20 protein-coding genes and 1 tRNA gene are annotated in these 18,982 nt (G+C 62.4%); 9 read left to right on the top strand and 12 right to left on the bottom strand.

The features are described from left to right. Positions 1-40: 40 nt before the first annotated feature. The 5 genes from uvrC to K8B33_RS01875 form a co-directional block, all read right to left on the bottom strand. Entirely contained in the window at positions 41-1,894 is a 1,854-nt protein-coding gene (gene uvrC / locus K8B33_RS01895) for an excinuclease ABC subunit UvrC (protein WP_223422664.1), read from the bottom strand. 16 nt (positions 1,895-1,910) lie between these two features. Beyond that, complete coding sequence (uvrY, locus tag K8B33_RS01890; protein WP_223422662.1) at positions 1,911-2,558, bottom strand: UvrY/SirA/GacA family response regulator transcription factor; 648 nt, start codon at positions 2,556-2,558, stop codon at positions 1,911-1,913. Between the two features lie 89 nt (positions 2,559-2,647). Continuing rightward, positions 2,648-3,076, bottom strand: coding sequence for a fluoride efflux transporter FluC (locus K8B33_RS01885; RefSeq protein ID WP_223422660.1), 429 nt, complete (start codon positions 3,074-3,076; stop codon positions 2,648-2,650). After that, positions 3,073-3,501 carry a fluoride efflux transporter FluC gene (locus K8B33_RS01880; RefSeq protein ID WP_223422658.1) on the bottom strand — a complete coding sequence of 143 codons (429 nt, stop codon included), beginning with the start codon at positions 3,499-3,501 and terminating at the stop codon, positions 3,073-3,075. The genes K8B33_RS01885 and K8B33_RS01880 overlap by 4 nt, the downstream gene beginning before the upstream one ends. Then, complete coding sequence (locus K8B33_RS01875; protein WP_263284481.1) at positions 3,498-4,493, bottom strand: LysR substrate-binding domain-containing protein; 996 nt, start codon at positions 4,491-4,493, stop codon at positions 3,498-3,500. The genes K8B33_RS01880 and K8B33_RS01875 overlap by 4 nt, the downstream gene beginning before the upstream one ends. Positions 4,494-4,601: 108 nt before the next feature. On the opposite strand from K8B33_RS01875, the gene K8B33_RS01870 reads away from it, so the two are divergent. Then, complete coding sequence (locus K8B33_RS01870; RefSeq protein WP_223422656.1) at positions 4,602-5,312, top strand: FMN-dependent NADH-azoreductase; 711 nt, start codon at positions 4,602-4,604, stop codon at positions 5,310-5,312. On the opposite strand, the gene dacB is transcribed toward K8B33_RS01870, so the two are convergent. Both dacB and K8B33_RS01860 read right to left on the bottom strand, forming a co-directional pair. Further along, entirely contained in the window at positions 5,287-6,720 is a 1,434-nt protein-coding gene (gene dacB / locus K8B33_RS01865; RefSeq protein ID WP_223422654.1) for a D-alanyl-D-alanine carboxypeptidase/D-alanyl-D-alanine endopeptidase, read from the bottom strand. The two genes, K8B33_RS01870 and dacB, sit on opposite strands and share 26 nt — an antisense overlap. A gap of 17 nt (positions 6,721-6,737) precedes the next feature. Further along, a tRNA-Ser gene (locus K8B33_RS01860) sits at positions 6,738-6,827 on the bottom strand. A gap of 171 nt (positions 6,828-6,998) precedes the next feature. Between K8B33_RS01860 and K8B33_RS01855 the strand changes: the two genes are divergently transcribed. The 4 genes from K8B33_RS01855 to K8B33_RS01840 are packed head-to-tail and all read left to right on the top strand — an operon-like array spanning position 6,999 to position 8,661. Then, positions 6,999-7,676 carry a Bax inhibitor-1/YccA family protein gene (locus tag K8B33_RS01855; RefSeq protein ID WP_223422652.1) on the top strand — a complete coding sequence of 226 codons (678 nt, stop codon included), beginning with the start codon at positions 6,999-7,001 and terminating at the stop codon, positions 7,674-7,676. Then, positions 7,676-8,032 (top strand): sulfurtransferase complex subunit TusD, encoded by a 357-nt coding sequence (gene tusD / locus K8B33_RS01850; RefSeq protein WP_223422650.1) that lies wholly within the window; start codon positions 7,676-7,678, stop codon positions 8,030-8,032. The genes K8B33_RS01855 and tusD overlap by 1 nt, the downstream gene beginning before the upstream one ends. A gap of 3 nt (positions 8,033-8,035) precedes the next feature. Then, complete coding sequence (locus tag K8B33_RS01845; protein ID WP_223422648.1) at positions 8,036-8,368, top strand: DsrE family protein; 333 nt, start codon at positions 8,036-8,038, stop codon at positions 8,366-8,368. Continuing rightward, positions 8,368-8,661 (top strand): DsrH/TusB family sulfur metabolism protein, encoded by a 294-nt coding sequence (locus K8B33_RS01840; RefSeq protein WP_223422646.1) that lies wholly within the window; start codon positions 8,368-8,370, stop codon positions 8,659-8,661. Before K8B33_RS01845 ends, K8B33_RS01840 begins: the two co-directional genes overlap by 1 nt. A 30-nt stretch (positions 8,662-8,691) precedes the next feature. Here the strand turns inward: K8B33_RS01840 and cysG are convergent, their stop codons facing one another. The 5 genes from cysG to K8B33_RS01815 form a co-directional block, all read right to left on the bottom strand. After that, complete coding sequence (cysG, locus tag K8B33_RS01835; protein ID WP_223422644.1) at positions 8,692-10,089, bottom strand: siroheme synthase CysG; 1,398 nt, start codon at positions 10,087-10,089, stop codon at positions 8,692-8,694. A gap of 1 nt (position 10,090) precedes the next feature. Continuing rightward, positions 10,091-11,386, bottom strand: a complete 1,296-nt coding sequence (serS, locus tag K8B33_RS01830) for a serine--tRNA ligase (protein WP_223422642.1) — start codon at positions 11,384-11,386, stop codon at positions 10,091-10,093. Between the two features lie 99 nt (positions 11,387-11,485). Next, positions 11,486-12,817, bottom strand: coding sequence for a replication-associated recombination protein A (locus K8B33_RS01825; protein WP_223422640.1), 1,332 nt, complete (start codon positions 12,815-12,817; stop codon positions 11,486-11,488). Beyond that, positions 12,814-13,476 carry an outer membrane lipoprotein chaperone LolA gene (lolA, locus tag K8B33_RS01820; RefSeq protein WP_223422637.1) on the bottom strand — a complete coding sequence of 221 codons (663 nt, stop codon included), beginning with the start codon at positions 13,474-13,476 and terminating at the stop codon, positions 12,814-12,816. The genes K8B33_RS01825 and lolA overlap by 4 nt, the downstream gene beginning before the upstream one ends. 8 nt (positions 13,477-13,484) lie before the next feature. Continuing rightward, a complete protein-coding gene (locus tag K8B33_RS01815) occupies positions 13,485-15,797 on the bottom strand; it encodes a DNA translocase FtsK (RefSeq protein ID WP_396020954.1) in 2,313 nt (770 codons plus the stop codon). Between the two features lie 395 nt (positions 15,798-16,192). On the opposite strand from K8B33_RS01815, the gene trxB reads away from it, so the two are divergent. From trxB to infA, 4 genes are all read left to right on the top strand, one after another. Continuing rightward, positions 16,193-17,155 carry a thioredoxin-disulfide reductase gene (gene trxB / locus K8B33_RS01810; protein ID WP_223422635.1) on the top strand — a complete coding sequence of 321 codons (963 nt, stop codon included), beginning with the start codon at positions 16,193-16,195 and terminating at the stop codon, positions 17,153-17,155. Positions 17,156-17,190: 35 nt separating this feature from the next. After that, a complete protein-coding gene (aat, locus tag K8B33_RS01805) occupies positions 17,191-17,940 on the top strand; it encodes a leucyl/phenylalanyl-tRNA--protein transferase (RefSeq protein WP_223422633.1) in 750 nt (249 codons plus the stop codon). 25 nt (positions 17,941-17,965) lie between these two features. Next, positions 17,966-18,676 carry an arginyltransferase gene (locus K8B33_RS01800; protein ID WP_223422630.1) on the top strand — a complete coding sequence of 237 codons (711 nt, stop codon included), beginning with the start codon at positions 17,966-17,968 and terminating at the stop codon, positions 18,674-18,676. Between the two features lie 80 nt (positions 18,677-18,756). Continuing rightward, entirely contained in the window at positions 18,757-18,975 is a 219-nt protein-coding gene (gene infA, locus K8B33_RS01795) for a translation initiation factor IF-1 (protein ID WP_008737658.1), read from the top strand. Positions 18,976-18,982: the final 7 nt, after the last annotated feature.

The following is an 18,982-nucleotide window of genomic DNA, read 5'->3' as shown; positions in this document are numbered from 1 at the left end:
AGCTCCTCGCAACAAGCCACAGAGTATACCCGCATCCGGGTCACTCATGCAGCCACGCATATATGGCTTCTGCCATCGCACGGCTGATACCCGGTGCGCCCGCGAGAGATTCCACCGAGGCATTGCGCAGCTGTTGCAAGCCGCCGAAATGGTTCAGCAACTGCTGTCGACGCTTCGGGCCAACACCCGGAATTTCTTCCAGCGTGGAGGCGCTGCGTTGTTTGCCACGCCGGGCGCGGTGCCCGGTGATGGCAAAACGGTGCGCCTCATCGCGCACCTGCTGCAGCAGATGCAGGGCCGGATCATCGGCTGCGGGCGTCAGCACCACGCCACCGGGGCGATGCAGCTCCTCCAGCCCGGCACGCCGGGACGGTCCTTTGCTGATGCCCATCATCGGCATATCGCCCAGGCCGATGGCGCTCAGCGCTTCATGCACGTAGCGCAACTGCCCCTTGCCGCCGTCGATCAGCAACAGGTCCGGCAACGGCTTGCCCTCCTTGCTGACCCGGGCGTAGCGCCGCGTGACCGCCTCCACCAACGCAGCATAGTCATCGCCGCCCTGCGCCGGCGAAACATTGAAGCGGCGATAATCGCCCTTTATGGCGCCCTCAGGGCCGAATACCACACAGGAGGCCACCGCTTTTTCGCCACCGGTATGGCTGATATCGAAGCACTCGATGCGTGCGGGGGGCTGCGGCTGCCCCAGCAGTTGCGCCAGTGCGCTGTAACGCTTGCTGATATTGTCCCGGCTGGCGAGCTTGGCGGTCAGTGTCTGTAATGCGTTTTCGCGGGCCAGCTTCACCCAGGCCTGGCGCTCGCCGCGGACCGAGGTGGCAAAGCGCACCTTGCGGCCGCGAGCGGTCCTCAGCGCCTCGCCGAGCACGTCCAGACCCTCGACCTTGCGATCCAGAATAATTTCCGCTGGCAGCGCCTGGTCGCCGTTATCGCCCAGATAGTACTGGCCGAGAAAAGCCTCGAGAATATCGGCTTCTTCGTCTTCTGCACGAATGCGAGGCGTGTAGCTGTGGTGGCCCAGCACACGACCCTGGCGCACTACCAACACCTCCACCACCGCCAGGCCATGGCGGCATTCCACCACCAGCACATCCACGTCGCCGCGCTGGGTATCCACGTATTGTTTTTGCTGCACCAACCGAATGGCTGCAATCTGATCCCGCAACTCTGCCGCGCGCTCGAAATCCAGCGCTTCGGCCGCGGCGGTCATGCGCGCTTCCAGCGCGGCAGAAACCTGATCATCCTTGCCTTCCAGAAAATCCATCGCCAGTTGCACCTGACGGGCGTAATCGGCTTCGCTCACCAGTCCGACACAGGGCGCCGTGCAGCGCTTGATCTGATGCTGCAGGCAGGGACGTGTGCGGTTGCGGAAGTAACTGTCGCGGCAATTACGTAACTGGAAGACTTTTTCCACGGTGCTCAATGCTTCGCGCACGCTCGAGCCGCTCGGGTAAGGGCCGAAGTAGCGGCTTGCCTCACGTCGTTTGCCACGATGAAAGCCGACCCGCGGAAAAGTCTGCTCTACGGTAATGCGGATGTAGGGATAGGATTTGTCGTCGCGAAGCAGGATGTTGTAGGGCGGGCGGTATTCCTTGATCTGCGCCTGCTCCAGCAACAGCGCCTCGGTCTCGTCATTGGTCACGGTTGTCTGGACCGCCGCCACCCGCGCCACCATGGCCCGGGTCTTGATGGCCTCGACATTTTTCTGGAAGTAGCTGTTCAGGCGGGCCCGCAGATCCCGCGCCTTGCCCACATACAGCACGCGGCCGTCGGCATCCATCATGCGATAGACGCCCGGGCGACGGCTGCAATCACGCAGGAACGCAACAGCATCGAAGCGGCTCACTGACGTCGTGTCAGCACCGGATTCACTTTTCATGTTTGGTCACTTCGGGCTAGCTGGCCGCGAGTTCGGTTTCCAGCATGCTGTGTCGTACTGCCACCAGCGTCATTTCGACATCGCTGGTGATACCCAGTTTGTCGAAGATCCGGTAGCGGTAGGTATTGACCGTTTTCGGCGATAAACAGAGTTTATCGGAAATATCCTGCACCTTGTGGCAGTTGACGATCATCATCATGATTTGCAGCTCACGCTCGGAAAGCAATTCGAACGGGGTCGCTTCCGGCTTGTAGGGCTTCAGCGCCATGGCCTGGGCAATGTGCGGGCTGATATAGCGCTGGCCCACATGCACCACCCGGATAGCCCGAAGCATCTCCTCGCAATCCGCGCCCTTGGTGATATACCCCACTGCACCAGCCTTCAGCAGCCGGGAGGGGAATGGCTCCTCCTCGCACACGGTTACCGCGATGACCCGGATGGCATCGTTGGCCCGTACCATCTTGCGCGTTGCTTCCATGCCTCCCATGCCGGGCATCTTGACGTCCATGAGCACCACATCCGGTTCCAGCTCCTTTGCCAGACGCACCGCTTCTTCGCCGCTGTCCGCCTGGGCAACAACCCGGATGCCCTCGACATCATCCAGCATCCGCGAGATGCCTGTACGTACCAGATCGTGGTCATCGACCACCATTACCTTGATCATGGAGTTCTCCCTCAATACGGTGTTGTCATTCCCTGACGTGTCATACCTTGGCGTGCCGTGCTTCCGGCTGGGTATTCATGGCTGAGTGTTCATGGCTGAGTATTGCGCCGCCCCGACTCAGATGCTGCCTTCTGGCCCCAAGCATACCCCAGGGCCACAGCCAGCAGCCATAGTGGCACCGAGACACCAATACAGAGCAATGCCATGCCCGGCATACCCGCCTGCCACAGGGTCATGCTTTCCAGGCTGAATAGCGAGAAGCTGGTAAAGCCGCCCAGCAGGCCTGTCATCACGAACTGATCGCGCAGCGCATGACGACCGCTCCAGGCGGCGGCATACAAACCAATCAGCAGTGAACCGATCACATTGATGATCAGCAGCATCACCCAGGGCCAGATAGCCGTCTCGTTGTGATGCATGTTTGCCAGGCTCAGGCCACAGCGGGCACCTGCTCCCAGTGCCCCGCCGGCAAAGACCACAGCGTAGCGTTGCCATGTGGGGGTATCACGGCGGGTCACGCGCCACCTCCCAGGCCCGTCAGCAGTGCCCCTGTGCCCAGGAAGCCAACCACTGTCGCCACCAGGCACCCGCCGACAGACACCGCAAGATTGATGGCAGCCGCTCCGGGGCCATGCTCTCGAAACAGTAGCAAGGTGTGCAGGCTGAAGGAGGACACGGTGGTCAGGCTGCCCAGCAGCCCCACCAGTAACAGCCACCACAGCGCACTGCCCCAGGCTGCCGGCATGCTGTTGATCACCGCCAGTACCGCTCCAGCGAGCAATGCCCCGCCGATGTTCGCCGTCCAGATGCCCCAGGGCCAGAGCGTGCCCCACTGGCGACCCGCGTATGTGACCAGCGCAAGACGCGCCATTGCGCCGATCCCGCCGCCCAGCAGTACCAGCAGCAGATACGACGCAGCGGACCATCCCCCGGAACTGATCACAGGTATTGCTCACTGCATTGCAGCGGCTCGCCGCTGCGGTACCGGTCACGCAACCACATCACCCACGTTCTCACCGCCAGAATATGCGGATCATCCGCGCGTTGCCGGGGATACACAAGATAGAAGGCGTCGGCGGCCATCTCGGGGCCGAACGGCTGAACGAGACGGCCACTGGCGAGTTCGTCGGCGACCAGCGCCTGACTCATCAGCGCCACACCCTGCCCCGCCAGCACGGCAGCAATGGCATGGGTTTCATCAGAAAACGCCAGCCCGGCGTTGCTATCCATCTGCGCCAGCGCCGCGGGAAAGGCCTCCCCGCTCTCGGCCCGCAGCAGCTTCAGCCATTCGCTCCACCCCGCCGGCACGCTCTGGGCGTTGCGTGGCGCGAAATGAATCAGGGGTACACGAGCCAGGCCGGCAGGGTCCCGGAGACCCAGCGCCGGGCTGCAGACTGGCACGAAGACGTTATCAAACAACTTCTCTGCCACCAGCGCCGGCCACTCGCCACTGCCATAGCGAATCGCCATGTCGGTGGTGACGCCATCCAGCGACACCGGCTCATGGGTGGCATGGATGCTCAGGTCGAGCGTGGGATGCTGGTCTCGCAGCACACAGACCCAGGGCAGCAGCCAGCGCATCGCCACCGCCGGGGTGGTCGACAGTGTCACCGCCTGCCGTGTGGTCGGTGCACGCAGACGCGTCACCACCGCCGCCATGTTATCCAGCGCCTCGGTCAGCACCGGCAGCAGCAGACTGCCTTCACGGGTCAGCAGCAGCTGACGCGGCTTGCGGACAAACAAGGCCACGCCGAGGGATTCTTCAAGCTGGCGTACCTGATGGCTGATGGCGGTCGCCGAGACCGACAGCTCCTGCGCAGCCCGCTTGGCGCTGAGGTGTCGCGCTGCCGCTTCAAACGCACGCAGGGCCGCCAGTGACGGCAGGCGACGTGGCACCACGGGCGCACCGTGCATGGATGAGTTATTTTTTGTCATAGCGTGCAATATTCATCGTTTGTCGGCCCTCTCCAGATTCATGGATGATCTGTGCACATGCATGGCAGTGTCAAATCCCCCACCATCTGCTCAACACGGAGAAGCCCCATGACCCGCATTCTGCATCTGGACGCCAGCGCCCGCCCCGGCCGCGCCGGCATCGACGTTCACGGCTCCCACACCCGCCGCCTGACCGACCACTTTGTCTCGCGCTGGCATGCCGCCCGCCCCGACGACGAGGTCATTTATCGTGACGTTGGCATTACCCCGCCAACGCCGGTCAGCCATGCCTGGATTGAAGCGGCGTTTGCCCCGGAAGAGGCCTGGCAGCCCTGGATGGTGGACACACTGGCGGAGAGTGACGCCTTGATCGATGAACTGGTGGCCGCGGATATTCTGGTGCTCGGCGTGCCCTTGTACAACTTCAGCGCACCGTCCGGTTTCAAGGCCTGGATTGATAATGTGATTCGTCAGGGCCGCACGGTGGTCATCGACCCGGGTAATCCAGACGCGCCTTTCTCGCCATTGCTGAGCGACCGCCCGCGTGTTGCGGTACTCATCTCGTCACGCGGCGGGCATGGCATGGAGCCCGGCGGCCCCTATGCCCATATGAACCACCTCGAACCCAGCGTGCGCACCGCGCTGGAATTCATCGGTATCAGTGACCTGCGTACCGTGGCGGTGGAGCATCAGGAGGATGGGGGTGAGCTACTGGCCGCCTCGGTAAATGCCGCCCTGCAACGCACGGAGGCGATCGCGGATACGCTGCTCCAGACGTTTCCGGCCGCGGCACTCAGCGCGATACCACAATATCGTTGAGCCACTGGTCCAGGCGCCACTGATGACGGCGGGCATCGGCATCGTTGATGATCGCCGCCACGGCCCAGGTGGTGCCACGCTGGTCACGCAGGTAACCGGCCACCGCCCGCACATCGCGCAGGCTGCCGGTCTTGATATGACCGTGACCGGCAATGTCGCGGCCGCGCGTGCGCATGCTGCCATCAATGCCGGTCAACGGCAGGCTGCTGGCAAATTCCGCCGCCCAGGGACTGCGCCACGCCTGCGCCAGCAAGACGGTCAACTGCTGTGGGCTCACACGCTCGCTGCGCGACAGCCCTGATCCGTTGTCCACGATGATGCTGTCGACATCCAGGCCTTTATGGGCCAGCCATTCCCGCATCACGCGCCGGGCGGCCATCAGGTCATCGCTGTCACCTGCCTGGCGATACTGGGCCCCCAGGGTCAGGAACAGCTGCTGGGTCATGACGTTATTGCTGTGCTTGTTGATGTCGCGAATCACCGTCACCAGATCGGCGGAGGTCGTTGCCGCTACCAGGCGGCTGCCGGCAGGTAGCTGCCCGGTGCGGTAAACGCCGCTGATCTCACCGCCCAGCCCCCGCCAGATATGACGCACGGTCGCGGCTGTGTGTTCATCTGCGGCCCCCAACACGTGATGGCGCCGCACGCCGCACCCCTCAGGCAGCACACCGTCCAGTGGAATCTGCCACTCTCCGGCATCATTCTGGCGTGGCAGACCAATCAGGGCACCGGAGCGCGGGCAGCGCGCCATCGGTGCGTCATCCGTCTCCGGGCGGGCCAGGGGCGGCCCGACACGCAGGTTATCCACCAGCGTGACGCCGGGCAGCGCGGGGGTCATGGCGGTGCGGATGACGCCTGCGTCCGCCTCCGCCCGCACCTGTACCAGATTCAGCTGGGACAGCAGCGGATGCGGCAATGCCAGATACGGGGCGTGGGGGTTGTCACCATCGTCGTCAAAGCCGGGCCAGACATCGGGCAGGCGCAGGTAGCTGCCATCCAGCACCAGATCACCCTGTATCTGGCGAATGCCCTGCCCGCGCAGCGCGTCCAGCATGCTCCAGAGCCTCTCCCTGCTCAGCGACGGGTCGCCGCCGGAGACCAGATACAGATTGCCGTGCAGCACGTCGCCCGCCTGATGGCCGTCGGTATAGAGCCAGGTGTTCCAGCGGAACGCCGGCCCGAGCAGGTCCAGCGCCGCGTAGGTGGTAATGAGCTTCATCACGGAAGCGGGATTGAGTGCCTCATCGGCGCGCTGGAGCCGGGGCTTGCCCGGGCCGTTCAGCGGGATCGCGGCGAACGCCACGACCGGGTCTGTCGGCGGTGCGGCCGGGGCAGTCGCGCAGCCGCCGAGGACCGCAAAGGCGCAGAGCAGGCCTGCGATCAATGCCCCACAAAAAAACCCCGCCATACGGCGGGGTCTTGTATTGGCGGAGAGGGTGGGATTCGAACCCACGGAGGACGCAAATCCTCGACGGTTTTCAAGACCGTTGCATTCGACCACTCTGCCACCTCTCCCTCCGTCTGTTTTCCGACGGAAGACGGCATGATAGCGTTGCCGGCGAGAGAGTCAACTATCACTTGATTTTCCCGCCCCTGTTTCTATCATCCGGGCTAAGATAGTGACGTGTATAGTGGCATGTATAGACACATGTTTTGCCACAGGTTTTACCAAGGGGACACTGCACAATGGATAACGAATACCGCTACACGAACCGTGCCGGCACACCCGCCGTCGCCGGGGAACAGGCCGCCCAGGTACTGCGCAACACCTACGGCCTGCTGGCCATGTCACTGGCGGTCTCCGCCGCCGCTGGCTGGTTTGCCATGGCCAACAACGTCGGTTTCATCAATCCGTTCGTGGTGATCGGCGTCTATTTTGCTCTGCTGTTCGTAAACGCCAAGCTGGAAAACAGTGCCTGGGGCATCCTCAGCGTGTTCGGCATTACCGGATGGCTCGGGTTTACCACCGGCCCGATCATTGCGTTCTACGCCAACCTGCCCGGTGGCATGGCGGTGGTGAATACCGCGCTCAGCATGACCGCCGTGGTGTTCATGTCCATGTCCGCCATCGCGCTGGTCACCCGCAAGGATTTCAGTTTCATGGGCAGCTTCCTGATGGTCGGCCTGATCATCGCGTTTGTCTGTGCCATCGTTACGCTGTTTGTGGACATGCCGGTCCTGCGTCTGGCGGTATCCGCCATGTTCGCCCTGCTCTCTTCGCTGCTGATTCTGTGGCAGACCAGCGCCATCATTCACGGCGGCGAAACCAACTATATCCGTGCCACCGTGGTGCTGTTCGTCTCGATCTACAATCTGTTCCTGTCCCTGCTGCACCTGCTCACCGCGCTCAGCGGCGATGACTGATGCGCTACAGCCTGCTGGTAACCGCCGGGCCTGAGAGCCCGGCGGCGGCCTCGGCCCTGCATATGGCCAAAGCATTGCTGGCCCGGGACCACGCGCTTTTTCGCATTTTCTTCTATCGTCAGGGCGTGCACCTTGCCAGCGCCGACAATCGCGTCGCCGCAGACAACACCGACATCTGCGCCCAATGGCGCGCATTCTTGCGTGAACAGGAGGTTGAGGCCGTGGTCTGTGTTGGCGCTGCCCAGCGTCGTGGTCTCGACAGCGATAAACTGGCGGCCGGTTTCAGTCTCGCCGGGCTCGGCCTGTGGGCCGAGGCCGTGGCAGTCAGTGACCGTGTGCTGAGTTTCGGAGCCTGAGCGATGAATCTTCTGATTGCCCGCAGCGCCCCGGCCAGGGATACGGCTGTCCGGGATCTGGCAGATATGGCGCTGACCCTGGCGGCTTTTGCCCAGCCGGTGACCGTGCTGTTCAGCGGTGCCGGGGTGCTGAGCCTGCTTCAGGACCAGCATGGCGATTCGGAACTGGTGGAGCAGCTGCGCAATCTGCCCGACTTCGATATTCGCTGTGTGGCCGAGGCGCAGGCCATGACCGACCAACTCGGCAGTGACGCCCCCCTGATTCCTGTAACACCACTCTCCGTCTCCGAGGTGCAGGCACTGATGCATCAGGCAACACAGGTCTGGGGCTGGTGATGCTGCACCTTGTTGCTTTCCCACCCGCGCGCAGCGATCTGCTGCGCAGTTTGCAGCACAGTGTGCAGCCCGGTGATCAGGTGGTCTTTATTGAGGAAGGGGTGCTGTTCTGTGCTGACACGCCGGACAGCCAGGCCGCGCTGGCGTTACTGGCTGGAGCGGATCTTCACTGTCTGGCGGATGACGCCACAGACTCAGTCACTAACCCTGTCACACACACTGCGGCACTGGTCAGCTGGGACGACATCGCGGCACTGACCGAAACCCATGCGCCCTGTCTGAGCTGGTATTGACCTGAGTGAGAGCGTCCTCACTCAGGTCAATTATGCCGTCCCGGCGCCAAACCAGCTGTAGCGGGGATAAAGGCCGACCACATCACCAATGATGATCAGGGTCGGCGCGACGGGCTGCGCGGCAGCCGCCTGCGCGGGCAGATTTTCCAGGGTGCCAATCACCACCTGCTGATCAGCCTGGGTGCCCTGGGAAATCATGGCCGCCGGCGTTGCCGGGTCACGCCCGGCCAGAATCAGGCCCGCGCTGATATCCGGCAGGCTCACCAGCCCCATGTAGAAAACCAGTGTCTCGCCCGGTGTCAGAAAATCCTTCCAGGGCAGGTTCAGCTCGCCGTTTTCCTTGCGGTGGCCGGTGACAAAACGCACTGACTGGGCATGATCGCGATGTGTCAGGGGAATGCCCGCGTAAGCCGCACAACCCGCCGCCGCCGTCACGCCCGGCACCACCTGAAAATTGATGCCCGCTGCAACAACGCTTTCCAGCTCTTCGCCGCCACGCCCGAAAATAAACGGGTCGCCGCCTTTCAGGCGGCAGACTTTCTTGCCTTCGCTGGCATAACGCACCAGCAACTGATTGATCTGGTCCTGCGGCAGCACATGCTCGGAGCGTTTCTTGCCGACATACACCAGTTCTGCATCGCGCCGGGCCAGTTCCAGCACCCCCGGCGATACCAGCCGGTCGTACAGGACGATATCGGCTTTCTGCAACAGACGCAGGGCACGAAACGTCAGCAGGTCTGGATCACCGGGACCAGCGCCTACCAGATACACCTCACCCTGGGTCAGACGCTCCGCATCAGCGTCCTCGATGGCCTGATCCAGCATGTCACCGGCTTGTGTGGTTTGCCCGGCAAGCGTCTTTTCGGCCACCGGGCCATCGATAATTTTTTCCCAGAACAGACGACGCGCAGAAATATTCGGCAGCTTCTCTGCCAAACGCTGACGACGGCTGCCCATCAAGGCGGCCAGCTGCCCCCATCGTGCGGGCAGCATGGATTCGATACGGCTGCGCACCCAGCGCGCCGCCACCGGCGCTGCGCCACCGGAGGTGATGCTGATCAGTAGCGGATAACGGTCAACGATGGCAGGAAAAATAAAGGTACACAGCGGCGGATTGTCCACCACATTGACCGGGATGCCGCGCGCCTGGGCGGCCTCGGAAACGTGGCGATTGACGGCTTCATCATCGGTTGCTGCGAGCGCCAGCAGCACGCCATCAAGCTGCGTTTCCGCAAAGCGCTGATGCAATGTCTCGCCGCCGCTCTCTTCCACCAGCGCGACCAGCTCGGGCACGACCTCCGGTGATACCAGGCGCAGGCGCGCACCGGCACGCACCAGCAGCCGTGCCTTGCGCAGGGCGATCTCACCGCCGCCCACCAGCAGCACGGTCTGATCCTTGATGCGCCAGGAGACCGGCAGGTAATCCATATCAGCCTCCGAGGCGTTCCCGCCCACCCATGAATGGTCTGAGCACATTCGGGATGGTAACGCTGCCATCCTCGTTCTGGTTGTTTTCCAGAATCGCGACCAGCGTCCGGCCCACAGCCAGGCCTGAGCCGTTGATGGTATGCAGCAGTTCTGGCTTGCCGGTTTCCGGATTGCGCCAGCGTGCCTGCATGCGCCGCGCCTGATAATCGCGGAAGTTGGAGCAGGAGGAAATCTCGCGGTAGGAGTCCTGGCTCGGCAGCCACACTTCCAGGTCATAGGTCTTGCTGGCTGAAAAACCGAGATCGCCGCCGCACAGGATGACTTTGCGATAGGGTAATTCCAGTGCCTGCAACACCGCCTCGGCATGGCCGGTCAGCGCCTCCAGTGCCGCATCGGATTCCGTCGGTTGCACCAGCTGCACCAGCTCCACTTTCTCGAACTGGTGCTGGCGAATCATGCCGCGGGTGTCGCGCCCGGCACTGCCTGCTTCACTGCGAAAACACGGTGTGTGACACACATGCTTGAGCGGCAACGCCGCGGCGTCGACGATCTCATCCGCATACAGATTCGTGACCGGTACTTCTGCCGTGGGGATCAGATACAGCTCGCGGTCGCCGGCAATGCGGAACAGGTCCTCGGCAAATTTCGGCAGCTGTCCGGTACCGCGCAAGGCGTCCGGGCCCACCAGATACGGCACATAGGTTTCCACATAGCCATGCTCACCCGCATGCAGGGTCAGCATGAAATCGATCAGCGCCCGGTGCAGCCGTGCAAGGCCGCCGGTCATCACCGCAAAACGGCTCCCGGACAGTTTCGCTGCGCGCTCGAAGTCCAGACGGCCGTTGCTCAGCTGTTCGGCGACATCAACATGATCCCGCGGTGTAAAACTGAAACGGCGCGGTGTGCCCCACCGTGCAATTTCCACGTTGTCCGCCTCGTCATTGCCGGGCGGCACCTCGTCATGTGGCACGTTGGGCACGCTCATCAGCAGATCGCGCAAGGTATCGCCGACAGACGCAGCGCGCTCGGTCTCTCTGGCCAGCTGCGCATCGATATCGGCCAGCGTGTCTGCCACCCGCGCTTTCGCGTCGTCCACGCTCATGCCGGATTTGATCAGTACACCCACTTCTTTTGCGGCACGATTGCGGTCCGCCTGCAACGCCTGGGAACGCATATCAGCGTCCTTGCGCTCAGCGTCCAGCGCCTGAAAGGCGGCCAAGTCGAGGTCGTGGCCGCGTTTGGCCAGTTTGGTCCTGATCTCTTCGCCTGCCTTGCGCAGGTCACGGATATCCAGCATTGCTCAGTCAGCCCAGCGGTTGCGTATCAAGTTGCGTGTATAAGGAAGGCGGTCATTATCGGGGACAAGCGCGCTTGATGCCAGTTCAGCGATGTCGGTTCAGCGATGCCAGTCGCTGTCGTCGTCACGCTGCCGCAAGCTGGCCAGCTTTTCGGCGATGCGAATCTCCAGGCCACGGGGGGCCGGCGTGTAGAAGGTGGTATCCGGGACGGATGTAGGGAAATAGTTCTCGCCCGCCACATAGGCGTCGGGGAAATCATGCGCGTAACGATAGTCAGCCCCGTGGCCTTCCTGCTTCATCAGCTTGGTCGGCGCATTGCGCAGGTGCATCGGCACTTCATCGGTGGGATGGGTTTCCACAAAGCGCCGGGCGCTGTTGTAGGCCTTGTAGACCGCATTGCTCTTCGCGGCGACGGCCAGGTAAACCAGCGCCTGGGCAATGGCCAGTTCGCCCTCCGGCGAACCCAGACGCTCCTGCACTTCCCAGGCATCCAGCGCCAGCCGCAAGGCGCGTGGATCGGCGTTGCCGATGTCCTCGCTGGCCATCCGTACCACACGGCGGGCGATGTACAAGGGGTCAGCGCCGCCGTCGAGCATGCGGGCAAACCAGTAAAGCGTGGCGTCCGGATCAGAGCCCCGGACTGATTTATGCAAGGCGCTGATCTGGTCGTAGAAGATATCGCCGCCCTTGTCGAAGCGGCGCAGGCTGTCGCGGAACAGCTCACGCAGCAGATCAGGCGAGATGTCTGCGGTGTCGCCCTCCCCGGCTTCACCCCGAGCCAGATCCGCCGCAACCTCGAGCAAATTGAGCAGCCGCCGCGCGTCGCCATCCACCTGGTCCAGCAGCGCCTCGCGGGCCTCCTCGCCCAGGGTGACATCGGCCATCACCGCATGCCGCAATGCGCTGTCCAGCAGGCGAGCCAGATCCTCGCGCTGCAAGGACTGCAAGCGATAGACCCGAGCACGGGACAGCAAGGCGTTGTTCAGTTCGAAGGAGGGATTTTCCGTGGTGGCACCGATAAAGATCACGGTGCCATCTTCCACATGGGGCAAGAACGCATCCTGCTGGGACTTGTTGAAGCGATGCACCTCATCAACAAACAGCACGGTGCGCTGCCCGGCACCCAGACGCTCGCGAGCCCGTTCCACCTCGGCACGGATATCCTTTACGCCAGCGAGCACCGCCGACATGGTGACAAAGGTTGCGCTGACATGGCGGGCCAGAAGCAGTGCCAGGGTGGTCTTGCCGGTGCCCGGCGGGCCCCAGAGAATCATGGAATGCAGCTGGCCCTGCTCAAGGGCGCGGCGCAGCGGCTTGCCCTGCCCGACCAGGTGTTGCTGGCCGACATACTCATCCAGGCTGGCGGGTCGCAGGCGTGCGGCCAGGGGCTGATGCCCCTGGTCGGCGGGTGCGGCAAACAGATCGCTCACAGCTCGCTGATCACATCCGCGCCGTCAGGGATTTCAAAACGAAAACGGGCGGGATCGATGGACTGGTTCATGCGTACATTGCTGAACTCGATGGTGGTCTGCTGGCCCAGCGCATCTTCCAGCCGCATGCCCTGGGGCTGGTTACCGGCGAAGGTGACTTCCAGGACCTCGAACAACTGGCCCTCACCGCGCGGGCGCAGCCGATAGGTGACCGTGCCACGATGGCGGTCGGATTCCTCGATATGGAATTCAGCGGCCACTTCATCCGGGTTGCCGCTGAACAACAAGGCGGGCGTATTGCCAACCTCTTCACCCAGCGCCCGTTCGATAACCTGCTCCAGATCCACGTCATAGATCCAGACCACATCCCCATCGGACACCACGACCTGCTCATAGGGCTGGTCCGCATGCCAATAGAACTGCCGCGGACGCGCCACCAGCATCTCGCCGCTCGCCTGCTGCAAGCGGGAACCACCACGATCCAGCACCAGCTGCTCGAAATCACAGCTCATGCTTTGCACGCCGGTAAGACGCTTGACCAGTTCGGCGGTGGCATCAGCCTGGGCAAAGGGGGCCAGCAGCGTCAGCGCAGCTGCCGCCAGCATGCCTTTCAGATATCGACTGGCACGGGCACTGCTATGCATACGAGTGTTGCTCATCTGATTCCTCAATCGCCGCCGGGCACGATGACTTCACGCTGGCCGTTATGGCCGGCTGACGTCACTACGCCGGCCATTTCCATGGCTTCCACCAGGCGTGCAGCCCGGTTGTAGCCGATTTTCAGTTTCCGCTGTACGGCAGAGATCGAAGCACGCCGGCTTTCAATCACGTGCGCCACGGCCTCGTCGTAGAGCGGGTCCTGCTCGGCGTCGTCATCACCGCTTTCCATCCCCGGCATGGGGCCATTGATATCGCCCCCTTCCAGGATTTCCGGCAGGTAATCCGGTTCGCCGCGCTTGCGCCAGTCATCACAGACCCGGTGCACTTCCTCATCTGAGACAAAGGCGCCGTGCACACGTTCCGGTACGCTGACCCCGACAGGTAAATAAAGCATGTCACCGTGGCCGAGCAGCTGCTCCGCTCCGCCCTGATCCAGTACCGTGCGGGAATCGATCTTGGAGGACACCTGAAACGCCATACGCGAGGGCACATTGGCCTTGATCAGGCCGGTGATCACATCCACGGACGGCCGCTGGGTTGCCAGAATCAGGTGGATACCGGCCGCCCGGGCCTTCTGGGCGATCCGGGCAATCAGTTCTTCTACCTTTTTACCGACAATCATCATCATGTCGGCAAATTCGTCCACGACGATCACGATATACGGCAGCGTCTGCAACAAGGGCGCCGGCTCGTCGACGTTCATCGGGTCTTTCGGCTTCCACAGCGGGTCTTTTAATGGCTGCCCCTGCTTCTCCGCATCACTGACCTTGCGGTTATAACCGGCGATATTGCGCACGCCCAGGGACGCCATCAGCTTGTAGCGGCGCTCCATTTCGGCCACGCCCCAGCGCAGCGCACTGGCGGCTTCCTTCATGTCGGTGACCACCGGTGTCAGCAGATGCGGGATGCCGTCGTACACGGCAAGTTCCAGCATCTTCGGGTCGATCATGATCAGGCGCACTTCTTCCGGCGTCGCCTTGAACAGAATCGACAGCAGCATGGCGTTAAGCCCCACTGATTTACCGGAGCCCGTGGTACCCGCCACCAGCAGATGCGGCATCTTGGCAAGGTCCGCCACCACCGGGTCGCCACTGATGTCCTTGCCGAGCGCCAGCGTCAGTGGCGAGGGCGAATCGTCGAACGCCTTGCTGGCCACCGCTTCGGTAAAGCGAATCATCTCCCGCTGTTCGTTGGGAATCTCGATACCAACGGTGGTCTTGCCGGGAATCACTTCCACTACACGCACGGAAATCACCGCCAGCGAGCGCGCCAGGTCCTTGGCCAGGTTGGTGATGCGGCTGACCTTGATGCCGGCGGCAGGCTGAATCTCGAAACGGGTAATCACCGGGCCGGGCTGTACGGCCACGACCTCGGCTTCAATATTGAAGTCACGCAGCTTGATCTCCAGCAAGCGCGACATGCCATCCAGTGCTTCACTGGAAAAACCGCCCCGGTTGCCCTCTTCCACCGCATCCAGCAGCCCCAGCGGCGGCAGTGATCCGGTGACCTGTGAGGTAAACAGCGGTTGCTGGCGCTCTTTCTCGGCGCGGGCACTTTTTTCCACTTTCTTTGGCGGCGGCGCGATGGTCGGTGGCTTGCGGGTTTCCGCCTTTTTCATCGCCACTTCCCGCGCTTCGCGGCGCTGTGCCAGATTGGCCTGGGCCTTGCGCTGCTCGGCCCGCCGTTCACGCACAGCCACGATCCAGCGCGGGATGCGCTGCAGCAGCCCCATGACCAGCGCGCCCAGCCGCTCGGCCAGCCGTATCCAGGACAGGTCCGTAAAGATTGTCACGCCAATCAGGAACAGGGACACCAGCACCAGGGTGCCGCCGAGCGGATTGAACGCATCCAGCGAGGCGCGACCTATGACCTGGCCAATAATACCGCCGGCATCCTCTGGCAAAATGCTACCGTTGCCGGAGAAGTGCATCCAGGCCAGCGCCGTACCCGCCATCATGGTCAGGATGAAGCCCACCAGGCGCAGACTGAACATGGGCCAGTTGCCCGCGAGGCCGGCATGACGCTCGCGCAGTACGCGCGCCGCCCAGAACGCCACCAGCAGCGGGAACAGATAGGCCAGATAACCAAACAGGATGAACAGCAAATCGGCGGCGAAGGCACCAAAGCGCCCGCCAGCGTTGTGTACCTGGCTCGCATCACCCATGAATGACCAGCCCGGGTCACGGGGGTTGTAGGTGACCAGCGCCAGCAACAGATACAGCGACAGGGCGATCAGGCTGATAACCATGCCCTCCAGCAACCCACGGCGCAGATGCCGGGACCACCCGGAAGTCTCTGATTGAACCTTGGAATTACTCAAACCGCATCATCCTTTGCACACCGGACTCGGACTAAAGAATCCACTCAAAATAGTGGATATAACCCAATGAAATAAATAGGGATATTATAGCTTGAGGCGCCGAACTGCCAGCCCTGAATGGCTTCCCGCCGCCGCCGTGCCAACCCGTCATTGTCGGTCATCTGCCCCCGCAGGGGCAACCGGCCACGCCGCAGACCGAATGTATTACCGAATGCTATGACAGACATCGGAAAAAACCGTCCGCCGTTGCAGCCTGCGCCAGCCGTCGGCTGGACGCCCCGCCACGCCTGCGCGGCCCGATCACGCGCTTCAACCAGATGTCGTTTTAGTGTAGTTTGCTCCACGCCAGCAACGGCTGATCCCATTGCCCCGTTTTGTCCGGAGGACCTCAGTTCATGAGCACTACGCAGCACCACCGCCTGATCATTCTTGGTTCCGGCCCCGCCGGCTACACCGCCGCCGTGTATGCCGCCCGCGCCAACCTCAACCCGGTGGTGATCACAGGGATACAGCCCGGCGGTCAGTTGACCACGACCACCGAGGTGGATAACTGGCCCGGCGATGTCGAGGGCCTGCAAGGTCCGGATCTGATGGTGCGCATGCAGCAACACGCCGAGCGCTTCAACACGCAGATGGTATACGACCACATCAACGAGGTTCAGGTGCACGAAAAGCCGTTCCGCCTCAAGGGCGACAGCGGTGAATACACCTGTGACGCACTGATTATTGCCACCGGGGCATCCGCCCGCTATCTCGGCCTGGATTCCGAAGAAGCCTTCAAGGGCAAGGGCGTGTCTGCCTGCGCGACCTGCGACGGCTTTTTCTACCGGAATCAGGAGGTCGCTGTGATCGGCGGCGGCAACACTGCCGTGGAAGAGGCGCTGTACTTGTCTAACATCGCCAGCAAGGTCTACCTGGTGCACCGGCGCGACAGCCTGCGCGCAGAGAAGATTCTCCAGGACAAGCTGTTCGCCCGGGATAACATCGAAACCATCTGGTTCCACACGCTGGATGAAGTGCTGGGTGATGACAGTGGCGTTACCGGGGCACGCCTGCGCGCCACCGATGACAGCGGTACCACGAAAGAGCTTGCCGTGCAGGGCGTGTTCATTGCCATTGGCCACCAGCCCAACACGCAGATTTTCGAGGGGCAGTTGGACATGAACAACGGCTATATCCGCATTCGCTCAGGCATCGAAGGCAATGCCACCGCAACCAGCGTGCCCGGTGTCTTTGCCGCCGGTGATGTGGCTGACCACATCTATCGTCAGGCGGTCACCTCCGCCGGCGCCGGCTGTATGGCAGCACTGGACGCCGAGCGTTATCTGGATGATCTGCCGGATGTCTCTGCAACGTGAATCTGGCAGCGTGAGTCTGGCGGCGTGAGCCCTGTATGAGTCGTGGACCGGGCGTTCCCTGGCTGTCGCCGGGGGCGCCCTTCCCGCCCACCGACCAGGCACTCACCGAGCCTGATGGCCTGCTTGCCCTTGGCGCGGATCTGTCTGTCGAGACCCTGGTTCGCGCCTATTCCAGCGGCATCTTCCCCTGGTTCAATGATGACCAGCCCATCTTGTGGTGGACGCCTGACCCGCGGCTGGTATTGCTCCCCGAACACTTCCATCTCAGCCGCAGCTTGCGCCGCCTGCTGCGCCGGGATCATTTTCAGTTCAGCATAGACCAGCACTTCCCTGCCGTGATGGATGCCTGTGCCGCCCCGCGGGATGCGGACGGCGGCACCTGGATCGTCGCAGAGATGCGTGACGCTTATCTTGCCCTGCACCGGGCCGGCTACGCTCACAGCGTTGAGGTCTGGCAGGACGGCACGCTCTGCGGCGGCCTGTACGGCGTCTGCCTGGGCGGGGTCTTCTTCGGTGAATCCATGTTCAGTCGTGCGGACAATGCGTCCAAAGCGGCCCTCGCGCTTTTGTGCCGCTTGCAGCCCGCCCATGGCATCGAGCTGATCGACTGCCAGATGGAAACCCCGCACCTGCTGTCTCTGGGCGCCCGTACCTTGCCTCGCCGGGATTTTGAGGCGAAGCTTTCAGAAGGGATTCGCGCTGCGACGCCCTCAGGCTGGCACTGGCCCCATCTTGCCGCGCCACTGACGGCGTATGTCGCACGCTACTCGCTTGTTACGCCTTAACCCATTACGAGGACGGATGGTCTGTATGAGTGATCTGGCGACACTGCGTTTTTTCAGCACGCCGGCCCATGCCTGCAGCTACCTGGAAGATCACCAGGCCACCACGCTGTTCGTTGATCCGCATGCCCGGATTACCCCGGCGCTCTACAACGACCTGACCCGCATGGGCTTCCGCCGCAGCGGGGATTACCTGTATCGGCCGCACTGCGGCCCCTGCCAGGCCTGTATCCCGGCGCGTGTCCGCGTCATGGATTTTTCCCCCAATCGCAGCCAGCGACGCATCATGGCCCGCAATGAGCGCTTGCGCGTTGAAGTGGTGGAGCCCCGCTTTACCAACGAGCTGTATCAACTCTACAGCCGCTATATTGAACGCCGCCACGGGGATGGCGACATGTTCCCGCCCAGTCAGGAGCAGTTTGCCAGCTTCCTGATGTCCAGCTGGAGTGACACCCGCTTCTGCTGCTTCCGGGATGAGGACGACCAGCTGTTGGCCGTGGCGGTGATGGACCAGCTCGCGGACGGCCTGTCTGCGGTTTATACCTTCTATGAGCCGAACCGGCCCGAGCTGAGCCTGGGCACCTATGCCATTCTCTGGCAAATCCGTCACTGTCGGGACAAGGCGCTGCCACATCTGTACCTGGGGTACTGGATTCGTCGCTGCCGCAAGATGCGCTACAAGGAAGCGTTTCAGCCCCTGGAACTGCTCCGTCAGGACGTCTGGGGCGAATATCCCTAGGAAGCCTTTGCAGGGTCTGCCCATTTCCGGCACAATTGCGCCTCTTAAATCTGAGCAGCCCTGAAGGGTCGACTGATTGCATGGCGAAAGAAGAGCAAATCGAACTTGAAGGCGTAGTGGTAGACACCCTGCCTAACACCATGTTTCGCGTTAAGCTGGATAACGGGCACGAGATCATCGCCCATATCTCCGGCAAGATGCGCAAACACTATATCCGTATTCTGACCGGCGACCGGGTCAAGGTGGAGATGTCCCCTTACGACCTGAGCAAGGGCCGGATCACCTTCCGTATGAAATAACACTGCA

Source organism: Alcanivorax limicola (genome assembly GCF_019931215.1).
Classification (GTDB): Bacteria; Pseudomonadota; Gammaproteobacteria; order Pseudomonadales; family Alcanivoracaceae; genus Isoalcanivorax; species Isoalcanivorax limicola.
The sequence above is the reverse complement of the archived record's forward strand: the minus strand, read 5'-3'. Positions and strand labels throughout refer to the sequence as shown.

What these genes read in the sequence shown, in the direction of transcription:
- uvrC (WP_223422664.1), bottom strand. Translation starts at nt 1,894, where the DNA reads ATGAAAAGTGAATCCGGTGCTGACACGACGTCAGTGAGCCGCTTCGAT.
- uvrY (WP_223422662.1), bottom strand. Translation starts at nt 2,558, where the DNA reads ATGATCAAGGTAATGGTGGTCGATGACCACGATCTGGTACGTACAGGC.
- K8B33_RS01875 (WP_263284481.1), bottom strand. Translation starts at nt 4,493, where the DNA reads ATGACAAAAAATAACTCATCCATGCACGGTGCGCCCGTGGTGCCACGT.
- K8B33_RS01870 (WP_223422656.1), top strand. Translation starts at nt 4,602, where the DNA reads ATGACCCGCATTCTGCATCTGGACGCCAGCGCCCGCCCCGGCCGCGCC.
- dacB (WP_223422654.1), bottom strand. Translation starts at nt 6,720, where the DNA reads ATGGCGGGGTTTTTTTGTGGGGCATTGATCGCAGGCCTGCTCTGCGCC.
- K8B33_RS01855 (WP_223422652.1), top strand. Translation starts at nt 6,999, where the DNA reads ATGGATAACGAATACCGCTACACGAACCGTGCCGGCACACCCGCCGTC.
- tusD (WP_223422650.1), top strand. Translation starts at nt 7,676, where the DNA reads ATGCGCTACAGCCTGCTGGTAACCGCCGGGCCTGAGAGCCCGGCGGCG.
- K8B33_RS01845 (WP_223422648.1), top strand. Translation starts at nt 8,036, where the DNA reads ATGAATCTTCTGATTGCCCGCAGCGCCCCGGCCAGGGATACGGCTGTC.
- K8B33_RS01840 (WP_223422646.1), top strand. Translation starts at nt 8,368, where the DNA reads ATGCTGCACCTTGTTGCTTTCCCACCCGCGCGCAGCGATCTGCTGCGC.
- cysG (WP_223422644.1), bottom strand. Translation starts at nt 10,089, where the DNA reads ATGGATTACCTGCCGGTCTCCTGGCGCATCAAGGATCAGACCGTGCTG.
- serS (WP_223422642.1), bottom strand. Translation starts at nt 11,386, where the DNA reads ATGCTGGATATCCGTGACCTGCGCAAGGCAGGCGAAGAGATCAGGACC.
- lolA (WP_223422637.1), bottom strand. Translation starts at nt 13,476, where the DNA reads ATGAGCAACACTCGTATGCATAGCAGTGCCCGTGCCAGTCGATATCTG.
- trxB (WP_223422635.1), top strand. Translation starts at nt 16,193, where the DNA reads ATGAGCACTACGCAGCACCACCGCCTGATCATTCTTGGTTCCGGCCCC.
- aat (WP_223422633.1), top strand. Translation starts at nt 17,191, where the DNA reads ATGAGTCGTGGACCGGGCGTTCCCTGGCTGTCGCCGGGGGCGCCCTTC.
- K8B33_RS01800 (WP_223422630.1), top strand. Translation starts at nt 17,966, where the DNA reads ATGAGTGATCTGGCGACACTGCGTTTTTTCAGCACGCCGGCCCATGCC.
- infA (WP_008737658.1), top strand. Translation starts at nt 18,757, where the DNA reads ATGGCGAAAGAAGAGCAAATCGAACTTGAAGGCGTAGTGGTAGACACC.